Origin of the sequence: Coleofasciculaceae cyanobacterium (assembly GCA_036703275.1) — a bacterium.
Classification (GTDB): Bacteria; Cyanobacteriota; Cyanobacteriia; order Cyanobacteriales; family Xenococcaceae; genus Waterburya.
The window spans coordinates 1-21956 of sequence record DATNPK010000060.1 but is presented as its reverse complement, the minus strand read 5'-3'; the positions used below and the strand labels follow the sequence as shown (position 1 = coordinate 21956).

Genomic DNA, 21956 nt, shown 5'->3' with positions numbered 1-21956 from the left:
AGATTGAAGCGAAGCTCGGTTTTTGACAACGGCAAAGACACCACTATCTAAATAATAAGAGGAATAATAAAATGCTCACCCTTTCACTGGTGACTCTGTTCGTTGCTGCGATCGCACTATACATAAGTTCTAAAATAGATGACGATGTTTTTAAAGCTGGGATGCGATTTACCTCTATAGCCTTTTCTTTGTTAACTCTATTTTGTGCGCCTTGGATACTTAAATTATGCTTAGTTGCGATCCCTTTGGTAATTAGTTTAAATTCTTTATCAACTGAGAATCTTAATTGAGTAAAGTTAAGTTATCGGCTGACTATTTTAAAAAAACAACTATAAAATATTTTAGACCGAATTTCGTTGGCGACATTTAGCAGCGATCTTTAATAATATTTTTCAGCACTTAGTTATTTAGTTATTTCTCGAAAAATTGGAATATCCGAGCAGACAAGGCGATCGCTAAAGTACAAAGCCTCCGCTAGTGGGAGACAAAAATCTTCCGTAGAAGAAGGAATAAAAATCAATTTAAAATCACTTCTTAACCAGCCGATTGGACAAGCGCAAGAAACCGCCGCGTCCCTCGGCTTAAAATTGCGACACTATCAAGCTGAAATTATTTATTTGCTATAAGTTTACTATTTGCAGTAGCGGCAGAATTCCCTACTTATTTCGTTGCAGTTTACGTAGTCGGTTTTTTAGCGGCTGTAACTATAGGTTCAGTTGCTTGGTATAATTCTAAACGCCCTGCGGGTTGGGAAAACATGGAACGTCCCGATATTGTGCCAAAAGTAAATGCCAAAGACGGTTCGCAAACAGATAGATTAGATTGTTTAACTCGATCGCAGTTTAGATGCAGTTGGTCACCGATAGCAATCAATGTAGTTCTTCGATCAACCAATAATCTTGAAAGTAATCTGCCACTATTTTAAGTGCAGATTTAAACTGCGTATCAAGATCTATTTCTAGATCCTGATTATAGACATCGCTAATAAATTTATAAATTAGTTCAAAAGTAATTCGATTATCGCGCTCAAACTGTTTAAATTCTCCATTCTTGGTATTTTCAAGTTTGTCTATTTCTCTACTTCCTACTGTTTTGGGTTTAATCGGATCGCTTCGATCATCACGCCATAGTAGAAATCTCATTTGTTCTTTGGTTGCGATTAATTCGTTGTAATTTTGAATTCTTGAGGTGAACTTGCTTCCTTTGCAGCTACTTAAGAAACCAATACAAAGATTTTTATTGATTATAATTCGGTGAGGTGGTAGAACTTGCTTAGTCGGAAAAACATCTGTTTCTAGCTCGAATATTTTTTTAAAGGCTTCGATAATATCCTGTAATTTACCAATATCCTTTTCGTCGAGCAGAATTTCCGTCTCATGATAATTTTGTTCCAGTATGGTTTGCTGAGTATCTAGATAATTTTTAACTTTTTCTTCTAAAGACTTTGCAAATTTGGCAGCAGGTTTGGCTGAATTTACTTGCGGTGTGTAGCTAAGATTGCTGAGTAATTGATTCTCTTGTGTGTTATGAGTAAAAACATTTAACGCTTGAGCAATATTTGTAAGTAACCGTTCTAATCGATTTTGCTGAGATTCTAGCTTGTCTAATCTAGAGTCAATTGCTGATAGAGTTACTTTGTTTTCTGAGTCAGCAACATCGCTTTTGCGATCTGGTAAAGGGATATTCTGATATTTATAGCGAAAATATGCCGCAGCATGATTTAAAACTGTACGTATAGAATGGCGATCGCCAATAATTTGTTCGAGTTCCTGAGTCGTAAACAAACTGGTTAAATCTGTCCCCGCTTCTGTTGCTTTTAACTGTAAAATTTCCTGAATTTCTTCCGTTGTTGGCGGTGCTAAAAACAGTTGGTATTGAGCAATACGGTCGATAATTGAGCCATCAAAAATTTGCTGTAGCTGTTGCCAGCGATTGGGAAATAAATTAAAGACAATTAGACTATGAGGAACTCTAGTAAAAATTTCTTTGAGCGCTTCCCCAAAATTGAGCAAAATACTGCGGTTATGTTCTAATCCCAGCATTTCTAGCTGGTCAAAAACCATAATTAACGGTTCATGTAACAAAGATAGTTTGCCTAAAACTGCGATCGCATCGATTGAAAAATCTTCTTTGCTAATCTCATCATGCCAGCTACTTAAGCCAATTTTAGTTAATTCTTCTGCTTCTAATTCATCCGCAGCCAACCATTTTTTTACTAACTGTTTATAGTTGAGATCACAGTAGCGACAGAATTTAACTATACCCTTAATAATTTCTGGCGCATAGCCCGCAGCACCATATTTTTTGAGCCACCAGTCATTAGTATATTTTTCAATATAGTCCCAGTTTTTTCTTCTCTTTTCAGTACCTTCTTGGCCTAACATTTCGTAAAGCAAAAGAGGATGGTTTTCAATATTGTCTAAAATGGTTTTTATTTTTTGAGTCTTATTATTACTCGACTTGATGATGCTAACAAAGGTATTTGCCAAAAAATACTCTAATTGATTAAATTTTGTGCCTGGTATGTTCTTGTTTAAAGATTCTAAAATACAGCTATAAGTATGATATTTAATTGTGCCAGCATCATTAGGACAAGGAATAAATAACAAGCGATTGAGCTTCAATCTTTGTTGAGCTAAACGCATAATTAAATGGGTTTTGCCAGTCCCAGGCTTACCGATAATTACTGCACCTTTACTTTGATGATTTTGATCGCATTTAATATCGTCAATTACCGCTTCTAAGGTGGTGTACTGATCGCGATAAATATTGATGTTGTCTGGATGGCTTTGAAAAGGATTATCGACACGACTACTGCCAAAAGGATTATTTACTAGGGATGTTAAAGTCATTTTCCGCTTAATTGTTATATAGATTTGGTAGGTAAACTGAGCATCATATCGGGCTAGATGAGCTTTTCCACGATCAAAGTACTGACGATCTACTTTTAAATTTAGCTTTTTAGCAAGGTATTCTAATGAATAAGAATAGTAATGAGGAAAAAATTCTTTAGCTAATTTATAGGTGCAATGTACTTGGTTAAAATCTTGCCAGGATAGATTAACTTTTTGGAAGCTCTTTTTTAATACTTGAAGGTCGTGACTAGCATGATGAAACACAAGTATTTTATGATGAACAATTGCTTTGAAGTCTAAAAGAATAATCTTGAGTGATTTACTTAATACGCCGCGATCTAGACCATTAGGATGCTCACAATTAAAAGCTTCATAGATTAATTTGCCTTCAGCGTTGATGATCGCAATTTCTCGTATTTCTCTTTGCCCTTCAGTATCGATAACTACAAAGTCCCATGGATTAATTGGTTTCAAATATTTAACTTATTTTAGTAATGCTCAAGCTGAAAATATTGAATTTATTGAATTGATCGCTCATATTGTAATCAATCATTAAACGTCAGATAATTTTATTGATACCCAATTTACCAAAATACCATGTCCGATTATTTAAACCTCAAGTCCGAATACCGCTGTTTCGATGGTACAGTTGCCTATTACTCACATCAATCATCTACCTGTAACTGTAAGATGAATTTTGCAGTCTATCTTCCGCCTCAAACACCGTCTTCTCAGTCAATGCCTATTCTCTATTATCTATCTGGCTTAACCTGTACCGAGGACAATTTTATTACTAAAGCTGGCGCACAAAAATATGCAGCCGAATTGGGTATTATGCTCGTCGTGCCTGATACTAGCCCGCGCAACACGGGAATACCTGGAGAAGATGAAACTTGGGATTTGGGCAGTGGCGCAGGTTTTTATGTAGATGCTACGGTAGATCCTTGGCAAAAGCATTACAAGATGTATAGCTACGTTACCCAAGAATTACCTGGCTTGATTGCTGCTAATTTTCCAGTTAATCCTGAAAAACAAAGTATTTTTGGACATTCGATGGGAGGACATGGTGCCTTAATTTGCGCTTTAAAAAATCCTCAGCAATATTTATCAGTATCTGCCTTCGCACCAATAGCAGCACCGATGCAATGTCCCTGGGGAAACAAACTATTTACCGCCTATTTAGGCAGCGATCGCCAAAACTGGGCAGAATATGACGCTAGTGAGTTAATTAAGCATACTCAGCTAAACTCGACAATTTTGATCGACCAAGGAACTGACGATCAATTTTATCAACAAAAACAATTATTGCCCGAAACTTTCCAAGCTGCTTGTCAACAAGTCGGACAAAATCTTAATTTACGATGGCAATCGGGATACGATCACAGCTACTTTACAGTTAGTAGTTTTATAAAGGAACATATCGAGCATCATGCTGTTTATTTAACCAAATAGGCTAATGTTTCAAGTTGAAAATAAGAGCAATTTTGTCCGTTCAGACAAAGCTTATTTTTGCGCTGAACTTTACCCAATTCAATCAATCATCAGTTATTTTAGAACTAATTATAAATCTTAATAAATCTTTTATATATACTGCTTTTTTGATACTTATAATGTCTAAATTTGTTACCTTTAAGCCGATTGGCGAAATTTTACAAGAAGCCGATCTAATTACTAGTCCGCAGCTAGAGGTCGCTCTTAGAGATCAAAACTATTATCAAGATATGCGACTAGGGGAAATCTTAGCCTTAAGAGGATGGATCAAACAAGATACTGCCGATTTCTTTGTTCAAGAATAATTTAAGTTGGTTAATCAAAGAATAGAACATCCTATCGGATTTTATTTGAATAAAGCAGGATTATTGAGTGAAGAAGATATTGGCATCATACTTTCTGAACAACACAGGCATTCACTAAGTTTTGGAGACACTGCTGTTAAACAAGGGTTAATTAAACCGAATACAGTTAATTTCTTTTTACAAAACTTGTTTCCGCAACTACACAATGCTCGCAGGGCTGCTAGCGAAATTGAACAACAACAAAAGGAAAGGATTACTAAAGATGATATAACTTACTGGGTAACATTAAGTTCAGCCAAAGTCACCCACTGTTAAGAAGTCAAAAGCTAAAGATTCTAGGCTTTTTAGAGACTAAATACAACAGCAAATAATTTAATAATGTGCCTGTAATACTGGCGATCGCTTGAGTCAATATTTCAATCTTTAGTTGCGATCGCCATTGTCTCGATCTAAATCATTATGCAACTTTTTAATTAACTTCAATAGTTTCTGCTACTGTTTCTGCTGATTGATTAACAAACAGCTTGGGTAATAGTAAACCAGAACGTTCTTTATAGGCAGCAAACTCACGATAGCGAGCTAGAGATCGATCTTTTTTCAGCATATTTGGCACAAAAACTGAAGCCGCAACTAAGCCTAAAATCACGAAAGGAAGCCAATGCTGCGCCAACATCGCAAAACCGAGATAGATCAAAATCTCTCCTAAATAGTTAGGATTACGGCTACGGCTAAAGAATCCTTCGGTAATTAATCCTGAGTTATATTTGAGCGTAAAGTATTTTTGGGCATCGCTACCGTAATGCAGTAATATTCCCAAGAGATTCGTAGCGATCGCTGCTGCCATCAAAGGTGCGCTAGACTGTACTCCACTACTAATTAAAATAAAGGGTGCAACCCAATATAATCCCAGCACAGCAAAGATTACAATTCCCATAATGGTTGGTATTTCTGATTCCCACTGGCGATCGGGATACAGACGATCTTTAATTAGCCACATAATGCCATAAGTTCCGTGAAGTGAGAGATATATCCAAGGAGCTACAGTAAAATTTTGATATATAACCATTAAGCCTAAAACGAAGGCAAAGGTCAGGAATTTGTGCAAATTGATGGGATGTTTGATTTTCATCTTCAAGCTGGAGTCGAGCAAATTTTATTAACTAAATTCTTAATGGAGAGATATGAGTATTTTCTGTATCTTAACCTTTGTTTAGGGAAAAATACCTAGACATGAAAGATTAAACTGTGGAAAATCTAATTTTTAAATTGCTTGGCAAAAAGCCAATACATCTTTAATTTCTGAAGTTTGTTGCGGATAGGTAATCTGAGGACGAGCAATAACGATTAAAGGAATACCTAAATCCTTTGCTACCTGATGTTTGATGTCTTCTCCCCCTGCTTTTCCTGATGCCTTAGTTACGACTAAAGATATTTTCCATTGCTGCCATAAAGCTGTTTCTGTCGCCACGCTAATCGGAGGGCGAATAGCAATCAGGCGATCGCCAGTAAACCCAGCGGCTATAGCCGTTTCTAAAGACGCTATTTTGGGTAATATTCTGGCATATAGAGTAGCTCGATTTTGCCAAGATTTGAATCGGGGTAATATTTGGCAACCAACGGTCAAAAATACCCTCTGTTTGGTTAAATAATCACCTGCTAGAAGTTGGTCAAAACTATTTAATTTCATTAGAAAAGAGTCGGTTTGAGCGACGGCTGAAGCTTGATAATTAACTCTTTCGTAACGTAGATAAGGAAGATTTAGCTGAGTGCAAATGGCGATCGCCTGACGCGAAACCTCAACTGCATAGGGATGGGAAGCATCAACTACAGCTTGAATTTGATTTTGCTGACAGAAAAACTGCATTCTTGAGCGATCCATACGCTCAACTACTATGGCAACGGTGGAAGAGTACAAAGAGCGAGCAGTTATGGTAGTTACTGTTACGACAAACCGTATATTGAAGGCAGCCAACATTGCGGCTATGGCTGCACTGTCGCTAGTTCCACCAATTAGCAAGACTTTACCATTCATCAGAAATTTATCTGTGCTAATCAGAAAAGGTTTGTAGCTTATCTCCCTCTCAAAGCCTTGCGGAAATTGCGACGATAGGATTTATTGCCAATCAATAATACTGGCCATAATAAAGCGAGGGTGATTTTTCCAGATAGACCAGCATTAAAGTTAGTGCGACGGTATCCTGATAAAAACTTCCAAATTCCACCGACATAAACAACGAATAGTACAAAACCAATAAACTGTGGCATCTCTACCTTTACTATCTCAATAAACCAACAACACCTATTATTCTAGCAATTGTCGAATTTTCTTCTTGAGGAATTAACAACTCAATTTTTTTGGCTGTGTTAGATTAACTTTTGTTTAATAGTACTCTCTAAATACAAGCTAAAAAAAAACAATGTGGCATGGGTTATTTTGAATCAAGCGGTAATTTATTTTCTAATTTTTGACCAGCTAAAAATTGTCTTAACAATTAACTTTTAAATCAAACCAATTTTTCTACTAAATTTAAGCTTCTCCTGAGCTAAAGCCAAATCAGCAGACTCAATAGTAATAAAATACAAGTATATAAAAAGAGAATAAAAATAAACCCCAATATATTAGGAGATTATGATGCGAGCAGTGCTAATGGCTGGTGGTTCAGGGACTAGATTGCGCCCATTAACCTGCGATCTGCCCAAACCAATGGTACCCGTGCTAAACCGTCCTATAGCCGAACACATCATCAATTTGCTAAAACGTCATAATATTACTGAGGTTATTGCTGCTCTTTACTATCTTCCCGATGTGATGCGGGATTATTTTCAAGACGGTAGCGACTTTGGAGTACAAATGACCTATGCGGTGGAAGAAGAGCAGCCATTAGGAACAGCAGGATGTGTTAAAAATATTCAGCAGTGGTTAGATGACACTTTTGTCACCATTAGCGGGGATGCGATTACGGATTTTGACCTGCAAGCTGCGATCGCTTTTCATCGTGAGAAAAAATCCAAAGCAACCTTAATTTTGACTCGCGTACCTAACCCTGTAGAGTTTGGCGTAGTAATTACCGACCGAGAGGGGAAGATCGAGCGCTTTTTAGAAAAGCCTTCCCTGAGTGAAATTTTCTCGGATACGGTCAACACAGGTACATATATTCTCGAACCAGAAGTTCTCGATTACCTCCCAGAAAATCAGGAGTCAGATTTTTCCAAGGATTTGTTCCCTTTATTGCTAGAAAAGCAAGAACCAATGTATGGCTATGTTGCCGAAGGTTACTGGTGTGATGTCGGTCATTTAGAAGCCTACCGTGAAGCTCAGTATGACGGATTAGACCAGAAAGTTAAGCTGGATTTTCCCTATAAACAGAAGTCGGCGGGAATTTGGATTGGCAACAATACTTATGTCGATCCTAGTGCGGTCATTGAAACACCAGCTATGATTGGCAATAATTGTCGTATTGGAGCGCGGGTCAAGATCGAAGCTGGAACAGTAATTGGTGATAATGTTACCGTTGGCTCGGATGCTAACCTCAAGCGACCTATTATCTGGAATGGAGCTACAGTAGGAGATGAGGCTCATTTACGTGCCTGCATAATCTCTCGTGGTACGAGAATGGATCGGCGATCGCAGGCTTTAGAAGGTTCGGTGATTGGTAGCTTGTCTATCGTCGGAGAAGAAGCTCAAATTGCACCAGGAGTTAGAGTTTGGCCGAGTAAAAGAATTGAATCTGGAGCAATACTTAATATCAATTTAATTTGGGGTAATACAGCCCAACGTAATCTTTTTGGACAACGGGGCGTATCGGGACTGGCTAACATCGATCTAACCCCTGAGTTTGTCGTCAAGCTGGGTGCTTCTTATGGTTCAACCCTCAAGCTTGATTCGACAGTCATTGTCTCTCGCGATCAACGCAGCGTCTCCCGTATGCTTGGTAGAGCTATTATTTCTGGATTGATGTCGGCGGGAATCAACGTGCAAAATTTAGAAGCAACTGCTATTCCCATTGCCCGTGCCATGATGACCCACATGGTAGATGTGTCAGGCGGGATTCATATTCGTTTAGAACCTAATCGACCTGATTATTTATTAATTGAATTTTTTGATAAACAGGGAATCAGCATTTCTAAATCTCAAGAAAAAAAGATTGAAGGAGCTTATTTTAAAGAGGACTTGCGCCGAGTGTCGGTTCAAGAAATTGGTAGCGTTAGTTATCCTAGTGGCATTTTAGATACCTATAGTCGTGCTTTTGAAAAACACGTCAATATAGAAGCCGTTCGTAGCAGCAGTTCTAAAATTGTCATTGATTATGTGTATGCCGTAGCTGGAGCAATTTTACCCCAGCTTTTAGTCAAGTTTGGCTGTGATGCAGTGGTGTTAAATGCCAGCTTAAAAGAAACTGCTATTTCTGCCAACCAAAAAGAAGTGCTGTTGGATCAATTGGGTCAAGTAGTTGAAGCTCTAAAAGCCAATTTTGGCGTGCAGGTATCTGCTAACGGAGAACAATTTATTTTGGTGGATGAGGCGGGTTTGCCAATTCGCGATGAAGCTTTGACAGCTTTGATGGTTAATACTATTTTTACGGCTCATCCTCGCAGCACGGTAGTAGTTCCCGTCAATGCTTCTAGTGCAGTAGAAGAAATTGCTCGTCGTCATGATGGGAAAGTGATTCGCACGAAAGTCAATCCGACAGCATTAATGGCAGCGGCCCAGAATAATCTTCATGTAGTGTTAGGAGGTAGTAGCGATATGGGCTTTATTTTTCCTCAACTCCATCCTGGTTTTGACGCTATGTTTAGCATTGCCAAACTGATCGAAATGCTAACAATTCAAGAGCGATCGCTGGCCGATATTCGTCATGATTTACCAAATGTTTATTATAAATCTTGCTCGATTCGCTGTCCTTGGAAAGTTAAAGGCTCTTTGATGCGTTATTTGGTAGAAACTCATTCTCCAGAAAATTTGGAGTTAATTGACGGCGTAAAAATATTTAATCCGCAAAATGATAACTGGGTATTAATTTTGCCGGATGCGGGTGAACCACTAATCCATATTTATGCCAACAGTGGCGAGCGCTACTGGGTAGATCGGCAACTGGCTGAATATCGTCAGCGAGTCCAAAGTTTTATCGATCACGAACAAAGTTAGCCCGGAAGTCGGAGTACCGTTTACTTAAAAACTGCCACTACAATTAGTGGGATGAAAGTCCGGCTGATAAATAGTACAATTGTTCACATAGTTTCTAGTAATTTAGATAGATAAGGAGTAGCAAACCCATGAATAGCTGTATTTTGATGGCGCAGATAGTCAGCGATCCTGAATTACGTTCTACTCAAGATAAGCTTAGCGTATCTTCGATGATGGTTGAATTTGAATCAACCAAAGAAGGGGAAGCCCCAGGAAAAGTACAGGTAGAAGGGTGGGGCAAGCTAGCTGAAGAAATTAAAAATACTTATAGTTCAGGCGATCGCGTCATTGTTGAAGGTCGTTTATCGATGAATCTGTTTGAAATGCCCGAAGGCTATAAAGAAAAGCGTGCCAAATTAGTTGCCTCGCGAATTTATGCGATTGGTGGTTCAAGTTCTACGGTTAAACCGCAGCAAGCTCAGCAACCTGATAATGTCGTTAATTTTGCTTCTAGCCCCCAAGCTCAACCTGAGACTAACTATGTCGATACTACAGCTACAACCCCAGAACCTGCGTCTGTCCCTGCCAGTGGCGGCAATGAAGATTGGGATGAAATTCCTTTTTAAGGTTTAATGTTAAATGTTCAATGCAATGTCGATTAGCGATCGCACTCTTTCTAAAACTCAGAAAAGGCGATCGCTCTAATCTTATTTTGCTACAACGAAGTTAACTAGCTTATTTGGCACGACAATGACTTTTTTAACCTCTTTGCCTTCTAGATAATGTTGAGCAATATCTGATTCGGTGGCATACTTTTCTAAGGCTGCTCGATCACAGCTAGCAGGAACTTGAATCGTACCGCGAGTTTTACCCATAATTTGCACTACTAAGGTAATTTCATCTACCATCAAGGCAGACTCGTCTACTTCGCGCCATTGCTGTTGATGGACTGATTCAGTGTTCCCCAAACAACTCCAAAGCTCTTCGGCAATATGGGGGGCAAAAGGAGCGAGCAACAGAACTAAAGTTTCAATACCCTCTTGGTAAACTGGAGAAGTTTTGCACTCAGTATCCTTAAGAGCATTACTTAACTTCATTAATTCCGAGACAGCGGTATTAAACTGATAATCTCCGGTTAAATCTTCCGTAATTTCCTTAATTGCCGTATGAATAGCTCGGCGTAAGTCTTTTTCTGCTTTAGTTAGTTCTTGAGATTGTTCAGTTACTTTAGCACAAGTGTAATTTGTCACCAAAGACCAAACCCGATTTAAAAAGCGAAATTGCCCTTCAACATCAGCATCGTCCCATTCCAAATCTTTCTCAGGTGGGGCTTTGAACATGACAAACATACGGGCTGTATCTACGCCGTAATCGGCAATGACATCTTCAGGGGCGACACCGTTGTATTTAGACTTAGACATTTTCTCAAAGAAAACCTCTAGCCGATCTCCCGTTTCAGGATCTATTGGCTGATCCCGATTAACATCGGCAGCAGGAATATATTTATTAGTCTGAGGATTTTTATAAGTTAATCCCTGCACCATGCCTTGGGTTAACAGGCGTTTAAACGGTTCATCAAAGTTGAGTAAACCGCGATCGCGCAATACCTTAGTAAAAAAGCGAGAATATAATAGGTGCAAAATAGCGTGTTCGATACCGCCTACGTATTGATCGACAGGCATCCAGTCATTAACCTTATCCTGAGCAAAAGCGGTTTCAGTGTTGTTAGCGTCGCTGTAACGCAGGAAATACCAAGATGAATCAATAAAAGTATCCATTGTATCGGTTTCCCGTTTAGCAGGCTTACCACAGCAGGGACAATCAATATTAATCCAGCTATCCAACTGAGCTAAAGGAGATCCTCCTCGTCCTGATAGTTCTATAGCTTCGGGCAACTCCACGGGCAGATCCCGATCTGGTACGGGTACAGTACCACAATCATCACAGTGAATTACGGGAATCGGACAACCCCAGTATCTTTGACGGGAAATCAACCAGTCGCGCAAGCGATATTGAATGCGCGCTTGACCATAGCCCTGTTGTTCGGCGTACTCAATAATTTTGGCTTTACCTTCTACCGATGGTGTTCCATCGAACTGTCGCGAATTAACTATTATTCCAGGTTCGGTATGGGCTGCTTGCAGCGGCTCATTTGCATCTTGTCCTTCAGGAACAATTACCGTTTTGATCGCTAAGCCTTTCTCTGTGGCAAATTTAAAATCCCTAACGTCATGGGCAGGTACGCCCATTACTGCGCCAGTACCATATTCATACAAAACATAGTCAGCAATTAAAATTGGCACTTCTTCGCCATTAAAGGGATTGATTGCCTTCCCGCCAGTTAAAATACCCCGCTTAGGTTTATCTTCAGCAGTTCGTTCAATTTCACTTTCCCCTTTAATTTCTTCGATAAATGCTGATACCGCTTTTTTTTGTTCGGGTACAGTTACTTCTGGAGTCAAAGGATGTTCTGGAGCAAGCACCACATAGGTTACACCGTATACCGTGTCAGGACGGGTAGTAAAGACAGCAATCTTGTCGTCTCTGCCCACGATCGCAAATTCTAAATATGCTCCCACAGACTTACCAATCCAGTTCGCCTGCATGGTTTTCACTCGTTCGGGCCAACCTTTTAGCTGAGCCAAATCTTGCAAGAGCTTTTCGGCATAGTCAGTGATCTTAAAAAACCACTGTTTAAGCAACTTGCGTTCGACAATTGCCCCCGAACGCCAACTGCGCCCTTCATTATCTACCTGTTCATTTGCTAATACGGTTTGGTCGATAGGATCCCAGTTAACGGCAGCTTCTTTTTGATAAGCTAACCCTGCATCAAGAAACTGTAGAAACAGCCACTGTGTCCACTTATAGTAGTCAGGAGAACAAGTAGCAACCTCTCTGTCCCAGTCGATGGAAAGTCCTAATTGCTTTAGCTGATCGCGCATTTGAGCAATATTTTTAAATGTCCACTTGGCAGGAGGAATACCGCGATCAATCGCTGCATTTTCGGCGGGCAAACCAAAAGCATCCCAACCCATAGGATGTAGTACTCGATAACCTTGCATTCGCTTCAGACGAGCAATTACATCCGTAATTACATAGTTACGCACATGACCCATGTGTAGGTCTCCTGAAGGATAGGGAAACATTGACAAGGCGTAGAATTTTGGTCGCTCACTTTGCTGGGGAGTTTTGTCTATTCCCGATTCTTGCCATTGCTGCTGCCATTTCTGTTCTATTTCTGCTGCGTTGTATCGTGACTCCACGACTGGGGTTACTCCTATAGATTGCTACGGTGAAATTTGATAACTCTTAAATAGTATAAATAGTTTAGATAGTCTCTGACTTTCACGGTTTTTTAAAACTAGCCTGTTATGATTTTCTCGAACAATCTCATCATAATTACTAGGTCAATTTTGGCTAATGGAAAAGAATCAAACTAACAGCATTACGATCGTTACGCCAGAACAAGCTACTGCTGCGATCGCTAATACCGCTGAAAACACGCATATAATCATCGATTTTGATGAGACATTACTACTTAGAAACTCTACGGCAGAATATATTAATAGTCTACGTCCTCGTTTAATTGGCTTTATCTTAATTATTCTCTTAAAAATATTAAGACCTTGGGTTTGGCTACCACTACCATTCAAAGGAAATAGGGTTAGAGATTGGTTTTTAGTCATTGTGCCTACCATACTACTACCTTGGACGCTGCTGCTTTGGCAGCCAAAAGCCAAGAAACTAGCCGAAGACTATGCTAATACTGAATTAATTTCAGCGATAAACAGCAATGCCGATGCAACTATTATCATAGCTAGCTTAGGCTTTAACTTAATAATTAACCCGATACTCCAGTATTTACCAGTGAGATGCGATCGCTTAGTAAGCTGTCGATTTTGGCGGGGGGCAAAAGATCGCCATAATGGGAAACTGTTGATGATGCAAGAAGTCTTATCAAAGTCGGAAATAAAATCAGCAATTTTAATCACCGATTCGGAAGATGATTTGCCTCTACTCCAAGTTGTTCATCAACCTTATTTTGTTCTTTGGCCACTAGCTCAATACATAGAACCATTTAAAGATTTTTGGCTTTATTGTCTGATAAAAAAAATCAGCAATAAGTAAGCAAAGTAGTAGTTTAAAGTGTAGTTTACTTTTCTAAACGCACAACATACCACTGCAAGTACTTATCAGCACCTATATCTAATTCAAAGTAATTGTTCATTAAGTGTCGTGCCTGTAATTGAACCAAGTCAAACTGCTTTAGTTCCTTGGGAATGATGACTTCCTCTGACAGCAAGAGATTTATCAGTTTGGCTTCTAATTCTGCTGAGGTCATGAATTGTTCAGGTAGATCTGATTCGAGGACAACATAGCCATCCTCTTGATACATAATTGGATCTGGCATTGAAGTAAAAAATAAGAAAAAGCAATTTACTTATAGATTTGATTAACTTTAAACTAATTAAGCTTTTAACATCAATTGAAAGCTAGCATAGATTAATTTTGGCTTCAAATGTGTCTGGCTAATTCAAATTTAAACATACAACGCGATCGCCTTTATGAAAACTAACTCTAATCCTCTACTAAACCTTGAATACCAATCTGTGATGGAAAATTTAGGTGATGATTACTATGATGTTGTAGCTGCTGCCGAATTCCCTGCACATTATTTGCGTTTTCGCAACGATAAATTAATACCTTTGCTGGGTTTGCAACCAGATTTAGTTAGTGATGCTGATTTTATTGATGCCTTTGGTAAATTTAACGGAGTCCGACCTTTCTTAGCTTTACGTTATCATGGCTATCAATTTGGGGCATATAATCCCTTTTTAGGCGATGGCAGAGGTTTCTTATATGGGCAACTTCGAGGTGTAGACGGAAATTTATATGACCTAGGCACAAAAGGTTCGGGTAGAACACCCTATTCGCGCAGTGCCGATGGTAGACTGACTCTCAAAGGAGGAGTAAGAGAAGTTTTAGCTGCGGAAGCTTTGCATCAATTAGGAGTTAATACTTCTCGTTGCTTGAGCCTAATTGAAACTGGCGAACCTTTATGGCGGGGTGATGAACCTTCCCCAACTCGTTCATCGGTAATGGTTCGGTTTAGCAAGTCTCATATTCGTTTTGGGACGTTTGAAAGATTGTACTATTTCAAACGTCGCGATCTTGTTGATAAGCTATTAGACAGCGTTGTTGCAGTTTACTATCCAGATATTGCCAATACCAAGGATAAATATAGTCACTTCTATACCGAGTTAGTCGCTAGAGTAGCTCAGCTAGCAGCACAGTGGATGGCTGCCGGATTTTGTCATGGAGTTTTAAACACGGATAATATGTCGATCGCTGGGGAAAGTTTTGATTATGGTCCTTATGCTTTTATTCCTACCTATGATGCTCGATTTACGGCAGCTAGTTTTGACTATGGTGGACGCTATAGTTATGGTAATCAGCCATATATTTGCAAGTCTAATTTAGAAATGCTGCAATTGCCTCTGGCAATGGTTACGGAACAATCGAATTTGGCGGCAGGGTTAGCTCAATTTGATGATTGTTATCAACAACATTATCAAAAACTTATGCTGCAAAAATTAGGATTCGATCGCTTTTTGGGATTTTTGGGAACTGAACTAGTAACTCAAACCATCAATTTATTAAGAGATACTGAAATTAGCTATCATGGTTTTTTTGCTGAACTAGCTCAAGGATTTAATTACGGTTGGCGAGAAGATAGCAGCTTAATTTTGGAAAACGCTAACTTTAGCTCACAAGTAACCGCTAACTGGCGTGGCTTTTATCATCAATGCTTAAATCAATTGCCCGTTGCCGAGATGAATCGCATTGGCGATCGCCTTAAAGCCCGAAATCCTCAAACTGCATTGTTACGACCTTTAATTGAATCGGTTTGGCAATCAATCAGCGAAACAAATGATTGGCAACCTTTTAATGATTTAGTTAATCAGTTACAGCTAACAAATGAGTAATGAGTCTATCACGGATAACCGGAGCAGCGGACGCGAAGCTAATCCTTTAGGACTGCTTCAAGAAGCTACGCAAATAATGAGTTTGTCCTATTGCAACCAATTATCCGTACTTGATATTACATACCTGACAGCTTAACTCTTTAATTAACCTGACTAGAACCGTCTTCGCTTACGGGAAGAAATTGTGAAAATACTTTATTGAACTGTTTGTAGCCTCTCGCCCCACAAAAAACGCTAATTAACAGCACTTGATAGTTAAGAATTAAAAATAAGTCTCGGTTATTAGCGGCTAAAGTACCCATCAATAATAAAAAGATTAAAAGACAAAAGAAATATCTGGGAAAGTCCATCGGCCAGCTATTGCTTTTTCCTCCCAAATAGCGATATAAAACATACTGAATTGAGCGAGTTAAAACGCTGCTGACTAATAAGATTGCTCCGATAGTGTTAGTTGTAAGTAAAACTAAATAACCGCAATAACGACAGGCTTGCAACAGCAAGTAAAACCAAACTCGGCTTTGCTTATTAAGATGATTATAAATATGAAACAAAAATCTTAAAAATAATAAAAAAATAAACCAAAACAAAAAGCCTTCGGATATTTTAAATAGCTGGTAATTATCTTCGCTAAAAGCGATCGGGTTAATAAGTTGGTTGGGAATAATTATATCTTTAGCCAGAACAATAGTACCTATAGCTGATAAAAATAAAGACCATACCCAAGGTTGCCAGAGAGGAAAAGTATACTTAAAAGAATTGTAATTATCGGAAACAATTGCTGTATCCTCAAATTTATCGCCGATTATGTCATTTTCTATATAACCCAGCTCATAAATACACCAAAAAGAAATCTGGAGAAAAAATAAGCCCAAAGCGTTTGACCAAGGATGAATACTATGGTAGCTAAAAGCCAATAGCAATATCAGAAAATCTTCTCCTATGATGTTATTTAAGAAGTATTTCCGATTTGGTCTTTTAATCTTTTCAGAATAAAACAGAGGTATATAAGTTTTCACTTGGAGTATTAATTATGTTTAGTTTAAACAAACACTATCTATAATGCACAAACCTTTAGTTTTAAATTAAAGATTAGTTTTCAGGGTTCACCTAACTAGATGTACAAAAATTAGACAATATTCAGATAATAAACTTTAATTTATACAATTAGGGTAGTAATAGTTATGACAATCTAGTAATAGTTATGACAATCTAGTAATAGTTGTGACAGTACTAACTGTGATAACACAATAAAACGCTTCTGACTTTAGTTAGATCTACCTTACAACCAAGCTATAAAAAGTTAATTTTTTTCCAACTCGCTTGGCGAAAGTTAAGGGGTATTTTGAGGTTTAGTTAATTTATTAACTCTAAACCTGAAAAGCCTTGAAAATAAGCTATATTAATTAAACTAAAAATCCAAAAAGTATTCAGTTTAAAACTCTATGACAATATTCAGAAACTAAAATAATTAGCTGTTATTTTGCTATAAACTTTAGTATGATAAAATACTACTCATCTACAGCAAATACTTGCATATCTTCTCAAAAATCGAGATACTAGCTGAGCTCTTGTGTTAACATATTTTGATAAATTTGAGGCAAATAACTGCTCATAGAATTAGTTTCAATACCATAGCCAAGGCTCGTCCAAGTACCAGAAAGCAACTTCAGCACCTGAGTTATTTCTCCTTGTCTCAGTAGTTGAGGAATATCCGTTCCCCAGGCATTAGTATCGCTTAACCAACTGTGAACGACAGCATCTTGATATTGAGCTTCAAAACTGTAGGTTTGCCAACGCCAAATACCTGAAGGATTGGGATGATATTTTTGCGCTTGTTTACTCCAGGTGAAATCCAGCATTTGATATCGCCCAGCAGCAGTAGTACAGTTGCCTATATTGGGTCCAGCTACAATGGTGACACAGACTTCAGGATGACTACTAAGATCGTCAATCTGCTCACCACCATAGATGACATTATATGGATGTGAAACATTCGCTTCACTAGCAGTAATTGTCCGCATTAAGGCTCTAATATAAGGATCTCCTCCCTGCATAACCAATGGCTGGGTAGCGTATAAACTGGGAGAAACATTAGCATTTGGTGCTGAAAATGGCTGCCCTATCTGCCAATAATTGAACAGCTTTGATAATGCTTGCCCATAATTTTGCCAATCGAAATGCGCCTGGGGTTGACTAATATCTCTTAATTTCAGGAGCAGTAACACTAAACAACTTAAATAGAAAAACTTTTTAGCTTGATTGACTAGTTGCATCTGTTTACAGCTTATTCAAACTCCGTGATAATCTAAAAATTTGCCCTGAAATGTTAGTCTAAAATAACACTTTAATTAGATTAAGTTAAATTACTTAGGCACTTCAAGCAATACTAGCAAATAGCTGTTCAAAGGTTTTAGCTCCTGCCTCAGGATTTGCCACTATCTCGACAATTTTTGATTTGGCTTGGGGTTGAGACAATGCTGCTACGCATACCTGAGCTACTTTGGCTCGAGGAATGCTGCCTTCAAATAAAGTATCGGCACTCGACATAACGATATTATCAGAATTGTCTTCTGATTTAAGCCCTCCTGGTCTAACAATCGTATAAGGAATACCGCTTTTTTGAATATAAGCCTCGGCTTGTTTTTTCCAGTACAAAACTAGCCAAAATAAATTCAGAGGATGAAAAAACTTAGAAACACATAGAGATGAAACCAAAATAAAATGCTCTACGCCTTGTTTTTTGGCAGCATTTACTAAATTTTTAGTTCCTTGATAATCAACCTGATAAGGACCTGTGGGGTTCAAACTAGGAGTAGCACCAGTTGCACAGATTAGAACGTTACAATCAGAAAGAGCGGACTCAAAAGTTGCGGGCTGTAATACGTCTCCCAAGACAAATTCTGCTTCTGTGGGCAAGATTGTTTTCGCCTGCTCGAGATCTCTAACCAAAGCTTTCACAGGAACACCATTGTTAATTAGCTGTCTAACAATGTGTCTCCCAGTTTTTCCTGTGGCTCCTGCAACTAATATCCGCATAAAAATCCTAATCACACCTACTTTAATAAAAAAGGTGTTTAGCTGATTATTAACACCTTTGTTGTAATCATATTAACAGCAAGGAGAGGTTATAAAGCGTTAGTCTAAATTAAAGATATGCAGTCTAAATTTATTAATCATCCACAAAGTACATTTTTAGAAATTTCTTCACCTGATTCTATGCAGATCACTTGTACTAATTCTGCCAAACAGCAAACCACATTTGTCTTTGAAGTTGGATTTAATGGACGAATGGATATGTATGGAGACGTGGATAAAGTGGCGCAGTATTTAAACGCCCACGAAGGTTGGTTTTGTCGTTGCGCTCAACCAATGAAAGTCGAACCTTTAATAGACGATGGCTATCTTCTAACCGTTGGCAAATACGGTTCTTTTGGCTATGAAGTTGAGCCAAAAATCGGGGTGGTCTTAAAACCTCCCGTAGATCGAGTTTATTTGATGCATACCATTCCTATTCCCGACTACGATTCTTTGGGATATGACGTAAACTACCAAGCATCAATGAAGTTGCAAGAAGTAGCCGTTGAAAATTACCCAGTAGCAAGCAAAGGATTATTTTCTAAACAGGCGACTATCCCCGATCGCATTACTCAGGTAAGCTGGGAATTAGATTTGAAGGTTAAGGTTGAATTTCCCCAATTTATCGCTAAGCTATCTTCTAGCTTAGTTCAAGCTACAGGCGATCGCTTATTAGCTCAAATAGTTCGTCAGATATCACCGCGTCTAACCTATAAAGTGCAGCAAGATTTTCATACTAGCCACAATTTATCAATGCCACCAAAAAGCAGTAGGCAATTGAATAAGGTAAACAAACTCTAAACAATATGCTGCTTAAAACTATTGATTGGAAGCCAAATAATATTAATATTATTCGGCTTCCAAGCTTTTGCTCAACTATCGATTATTAAATTACTCGACTTCATCCCAATCAACAGGGGCGAGAAAATGTCCATTTTGAAATAATTGTTTTTCAGCTAGATGTATCGATACATTTCTTGGTGATTAATTTTTACCCCCGAGCGATCGAGCATTTCCCTCAGAGAAATCTTTACAGCAGTTTTGAATTGGATAGACTACGTTATCGATCGACTTGTTTTTAGCTAATAGCTAATAGCTTTTGGGATTAAACTTGTGTGTTCTACTCAATTGAAAAGCGCAGTAAGTTTTCAATATGTATTCACAAGACTTGACTTTACTTATGGTTGCATATTTTTAATCAGCAGCTATGACATCATCCGATCTACGATCTTTTGCACAATTTGCATTCCGCTGATTGCTTGCCACCCAAATAATCCTAAAAGTAAAATATTTAGGGAAACATGAGTATTACGAGCTATGCTATTACCTTTTTGCATATAGGGAACTAAAGATGCAGATACAGCAATTAGTCCAGTCATACCTAATCCTGCTAAAAGATGAGGTCCGACAAACAGTTTGCCATTGTTTATATAGGTAATTGCCATACCACCTATACTACCTAAAACCATAAGAGACAATAGGATAGAACCTATTCTATGATGTCTTTGACCAAAGTTTTTCTGGAGTAATTCTTTTCTGGTTTCTTTATCTGCACTCCGAATTTTGGAGTATTGGATTCCTAAATATAACGCGTAAACAGTAAGACCCAACAAAACCCACATTAATATTGGATGACCAAATTGCGACCAGGTTTTGACCGCATCGGGAATTTCTAATGCCATAATGTCCTCTCTAATGTTGCTCAGCCTAAAACTTTATAAAAATCAACTTAACATAAAGCAACTTTATAAAGCGAGGGAATATTGTCTGGAAAACAAGAGAAAAAGTTAACCTAAAATTGGCGTAAAATAGTTGCGACAAAATTCAGTAATGTAGCGAGTATACTGCAAACTCAAGCTACAAAAATCTTGCAGTTATAGCGATGCCAACATTCTCTGATTCACTATTAAAACCATGCCGTTTGCCCCCAGCACTTCAGCCTGAAGATTTAGTTATGGCGATCGCACCTTCGGGTGCAGTCCAAGCAACAGATACTTTAGAACAGGGTCTAGCAATATGGCGTAAAAGAGGTTATCGGGTTGAATTGGGTAACAATTATCCATCTCGTTGTGGTTATTTAGCAGGAAGCGATCGCCAGCGACGTGACGATTTAGCAGTAGCTTGGCACAATCCAAAATGTAAAGCAATTATTGCCGTCAGGGGTGGCTATGGTGGGGCCAGGTTACTAGAAGACTGGAGTTGGCGCACTACAAATTACAAGTGGCTGATTGGGTTTTCTGACGTTACCAGCTTATTGTGGAGTTTAGCTACAGAAGGAGTTTCTGGTCTTCATGCTCCTGTATTAACGACTTTGGCAGCAGAACCAGAATGGGCGATCGCCAGAATGTTTGATTACCTCGAAACAGGACGACTCGATGCGCTACAGGGTAAAGCCGGAGGCGGCGGCAAGGCTTCAGGAATATTATTGCCCGCTAATTTAACCGTAGCCACCCATCTATTACAAACACCCGTACAGCCTAACTTGAAAGGGGCAATTTTAGCTTTGGAAGACGTTACCGAATATCCTTACCGCATTGATCGAATGTTAACTCAATGGCGCATGATGGGCGTATTTAAACAGATTAAAGGCATTGCTTTAGGTCGTTTTAGCCGTTGTGAACCCTATCCTGGGAGTAATAGCTGGACAACAACTGAAGTATTGCGCGATCGCCTTGGAGATTTGAATATTCCCCTAATCTATGACCTGCCTTTTGGTCATGATGGAGCTAATGCAGCATTGCCAGTAGGACAGCTGGTTTATTTAGACGGCGATACGGGAGTTTTAAACTGGAATCTAAATTCTGCTAAGATCTCAAACAAAGATCGACGATCGACCCAATAGTAAAATTTAAAGGAGAAACCTGCTTTGCCTCATTCTATTGTTACTGAAACTTGCGAAGGAGTAACGGATTGCGTTGATGCTTGTCCAGTCGCCTGTATTCACGATGGGCCTGGAAAAAATACCAAAGGAACAAACTGGTATTGGATTGGTGCGAACCGTTCGCTTTAAATGAGTTTATGACTCAGAGAAAAGCGGTTAATTGTTAAGCAAAGTTACATAAAAAAATAACGAGAATTAACAATTAAACAACTTAAGGTTCGTGTTGGTGAGGAAAAT

21 protein-coding genes and 1 pseudogene are annotated in these 21956 nt (G+C 38.6%); 11 read left to right on the top strand and 11 right to left on the bottom strand.

Translation table 11 applies throughout. The features are described from left to right. Window positions 1-71: 71 nt before the first annotated feature. Window positions 72-290 carry a hypothetical protein gene (locus V6C71_10500; protein HEY9768908.1) on the top strand — a complete coding sequence of 73 codons (219 nt, stop codon included), beginning with the start codon at window positions 72-74 and terminating at the stop codon, window positions 288-290. A gap of 385 nt (window positions 291-675) precedes the next feature. Here V6C71_10500 and V6C71_10495 read toward each other — a convergent pair whose 3' ends face one another. Beyond that, entirely contained in the window at window positions 676-873 is a 198-nt protein-coding gene (locus V6C71_10495; protein HEY9768907.1) for a hypothetical protein, read from the bottom strand. Beyond that, window positions 870-3329: an exonuclease domain-containing protein gene (locus tag V6C71_10490; protein HEY9768906.1), complete on the bottom strand. Its 2460-nt coding sequence runs from the start codon at window positions 3327-3329 to the stop codon at window positions 870-872. Before V6C71_10490 ends, V6C71_10495 begins: the two co-directional genes overlap by 4 nt. 123 nt (window positions 3330-3452) lie before the next feature. Here V6C71_10490 and fghA point away from each other — a divergent pair, with 123 nt between their 5' ends. The 3 genes from fghA (at window position 3453) to V6C71_10475 (ending at window position 4966) form a co-directional block, all read left to right on the top strand. After that, window positions 3453-4307 (top strand): S-formylglutathione hydrolase, encoded by an 855-nt coding sequence (fghA, locus tag V6C71_10485; protein ID HEY9768905.1) that lies wholly within the window; start codon window positions 3453-3455, stop codon window positions 4305-4307. Between the two features lie 158 nt (window positions 4308-4465). Continuing rightward, window positions 4466-4651, top strand: coding sequence for a hypothetical protein (locus V6C71_10480; GenBank protein HEY9768904.1), 186 nt, complete (start codon window positions 4466-4468; stop codon window positions 4649-4651). A gap of 6 nt (window positions 4652-4657) precedes the next feature. After that, a complete protein-coding gene (locus V6C71_10475) occupies window positions 4658-4966 on the top strand; it encodes a hypothetical protein (protein ID HEY9768903.1) in 309 nt (102 codons plus the stop codon). Window positions 4967-5120: 154 nt separating this feature from the next. Here V6C71_10475 and V6C71_10470 read toward each other — a convergent pair whose 3' ends face one another. The 3 genes from V6C71_10470 to V6C71_10460 all read right to left on the bottom strand — a co-directional run bounded on the left by V6C71_10470 (window position 5121) and on the right by V6C71_10460 (window position 6916). After that, window positions 5121-5780 carry a DUF1295 domain-containing protein gene (locus tag V6C71_10470; protein ID HEY9768902.1) on the bottom strand — a complete coding sequence of 220 codons (660 nt, stop codon included), beginning with the start codon at window positions 5778-5780 and terminating at the stop codon, window positions 5121-5123. A 132-nt stretch (window positions 5781-5912) separates the two neighbouring features. Next, window positions 5913-6683: a cobalt-precorrin-6A reductase gene (locus V6C71_10465; GenBank protein ID HEY9768901.1), complete on the bottom strand. Its 771-nt coding sequence runs from the start codon at window positions 6681-6683 to the stop codon at window positions 5913-5915. Between the two features lie 38 nt (window positions 6684-6721). Beyond that, window positions 6722-6916, bottom strand: coding sequence for a hypothetical protein (locus tag V6C71_10460; protein HEY9768900.1), 195 nt, complete (start codon window positions 6914-6916; stop codon window positions 6722-6724). A 364-nt stretch (window positions 6917-7280) separates the two neighbouring features. Between V6C71_10460 and V6C71_10455 the strand changes: the two genes are divergently transcribed. Both V6C71_10455 and V6C71_10450 read left to right on the top strand, forming a co-directional pair. Further along, a complete protein-coding gene (locus V6C71_10455) occupies window positions 7281-9797 on the top strand; it encodes a mannose-1-phosphate guanyltransferase (GenBank protein ID HEY9768899.1) in 2517 nt (838 codons plus the stop codon). Window positions 9798-9925: 128 nt separating this feature from the next. Beyond that, the gene (locus V6C71_10450) at window positions 9926-10402 is read left to right on the top strand and encodes a single-stranded DNA-binding protein (protein ID HEY9768898.1); all 477 of its coding nucleotides are present in this window, start codon (window positions 9926-9928) and stop codon (window positions 10400-10402) included. Between the two features lie 81 nt (window positions 10403-10483). On the opposite strand, the gene leuS is transcribed toward V6C71_10450, so the two are convergent. Next, window positions 10484-13039, bottom strand: coding sequence for a leucine--tRNA ligase (leuS, locus tag V6C71_10445; protein ID HEY9768897.1), 2556 nt, complete (start codon window positions 13037-13039; stop codon window positions 10484-10486). A gap of 157 nt (window positions 13040-13196) precedes the next feature. On the opposite strand from leuS, the gene V6C71_10440 reads away from it, so the two are divergent. Continuing rightward, the gene (locus V6C71_10440; protein HEY9768896.1) at window positions 13197-13904 is read left to right on the top strand and encodes a hypothetical protein; all 708 of its coding nucleotides are present in this window, start codon (window positions 13197-13199) and stop codon (window positions 13902-13904) included. A 25-nt stretch (window positions 13905-13929) separates the two neighbouring features. On the opposite strand, the gene V6C71_10435 is transcribed toward V6C71_10440, so the two are convergent. Continuing rightward, window positions 13930-14187, bottom strand: coding sequence for a chlororespiratory reduction protein 7 (locus tag V6C71_10435; protein ID HEY9768895.1), 258 nt, complete (start codon window positions 14185-14187; stop codon window positions 13930-13932). Between the two features lie 154 nt (window positions 14188-14341). On the opposite strand from V6C71_10435, the gene V6C71_10430 reads away from it, so the two are divergent. Continuing rightward, window positions 14342-15763 carry a YdiU family protein gene (locus V6C71_10430; GenBank protein HEY9768894.1) on the top strand — a complete coding sequence of 474 codons (1422 nt, stop codon included), beginning with the start codon at window positions 14342-14344 and terminating at the stop codon, window positions 15761-15763. Window positions 15764-15903: 140 nt separating this feature from the next. Here the strand turns inward: V6C71_10430 and V6C71_10425 are convergent, their stop codons facing one another. The 3 genes from V6C71_10425 to V6C71_10415 all read right to left on the bottom strand — a co-directional run bounded on the left by V6C71_10425 (window position 15904) and on the right by V6C71_10415 (window position 18799). Next, on the bottom strand, window positions 15904-16779 hold the full coding sequence (locus V6C71_10425) for a hypothetical protein (GenBank protein ID HEY9768893.1): 876 nt from the start codon (window positions 16777-16779) through the stop codon (window positions 15904-15906). A 540-nt stretch (window positions 16780-17319) separates the two neighbouring features. Then, on the bottom strand, window positions 17320-18036 hold the full coding sequence (locus V6C71_10420) for a glycoside hydrolase family protein (GenBank protein ID HEY9768892.1): 717 nt from the start codon (window positions 18034-18036) through the stop codon (window positions 17320-17322). 103 nt (window positions 18037-18139) lie between these two features. Next, window positions 18140-18799: an SDR family oxidoreductase gene (locus V6C71_10415; GenBank protein HEY9768891.1), complete on the bottom strand. Its 660-nt coding sequence runs from the start codon at window positions 18797-18799 to the stop codon at window positions 18140-18142. 117 nt (window positions 18800-18916) lie between these two features. Between V6C71_10415 and V6C71_10410 the strand changes: the two genes are divergently transcribed. Next, entirely contained in the window at window positions 18917-19639 is a 723-nt protein-coding gene (locus tag V6C71_10410) for a DUF1997 domain-containing protein (GenBank protein ID HEY9768890.1), read from the top strand. Between the two features lie 404 nt (window positions 19640-20043). Here V6C71_10410 and V6C71_10405 read toward each other — a convergent pair whose 3' ends face one another. Next, window positions 20044-20520, bottom strand: a complete 477-nt coding sequence (locus V6C71_10405; protein ID HEY9768889.1) for a DUF4079 domain-containing protein — start codon at window positions 20518-20520, stop codon at window positions 20044-20046. 200 nt (window positions 20521-20720) lie between these two features. Here V6C71_10405 and V6C71_10400 point away from each other — a divergent pair, with 200 nt between their 5' ends. Then, entirely contained in the window at window positions 20721-21680 is a 960-nt protein-coding gene (locus V6C71_10400) for an LD-carboxypeptidase (protein HEY9768888.1), read from the top strand. 24 nt (window positions 21681-21704) lie between these two features. Next, window positions 21705-21827: pseudogene (locus V6C71_10395) on the top strand (ferredoxin). Window positions 21828-21956 lie beyond the last annotated feature (129 nt).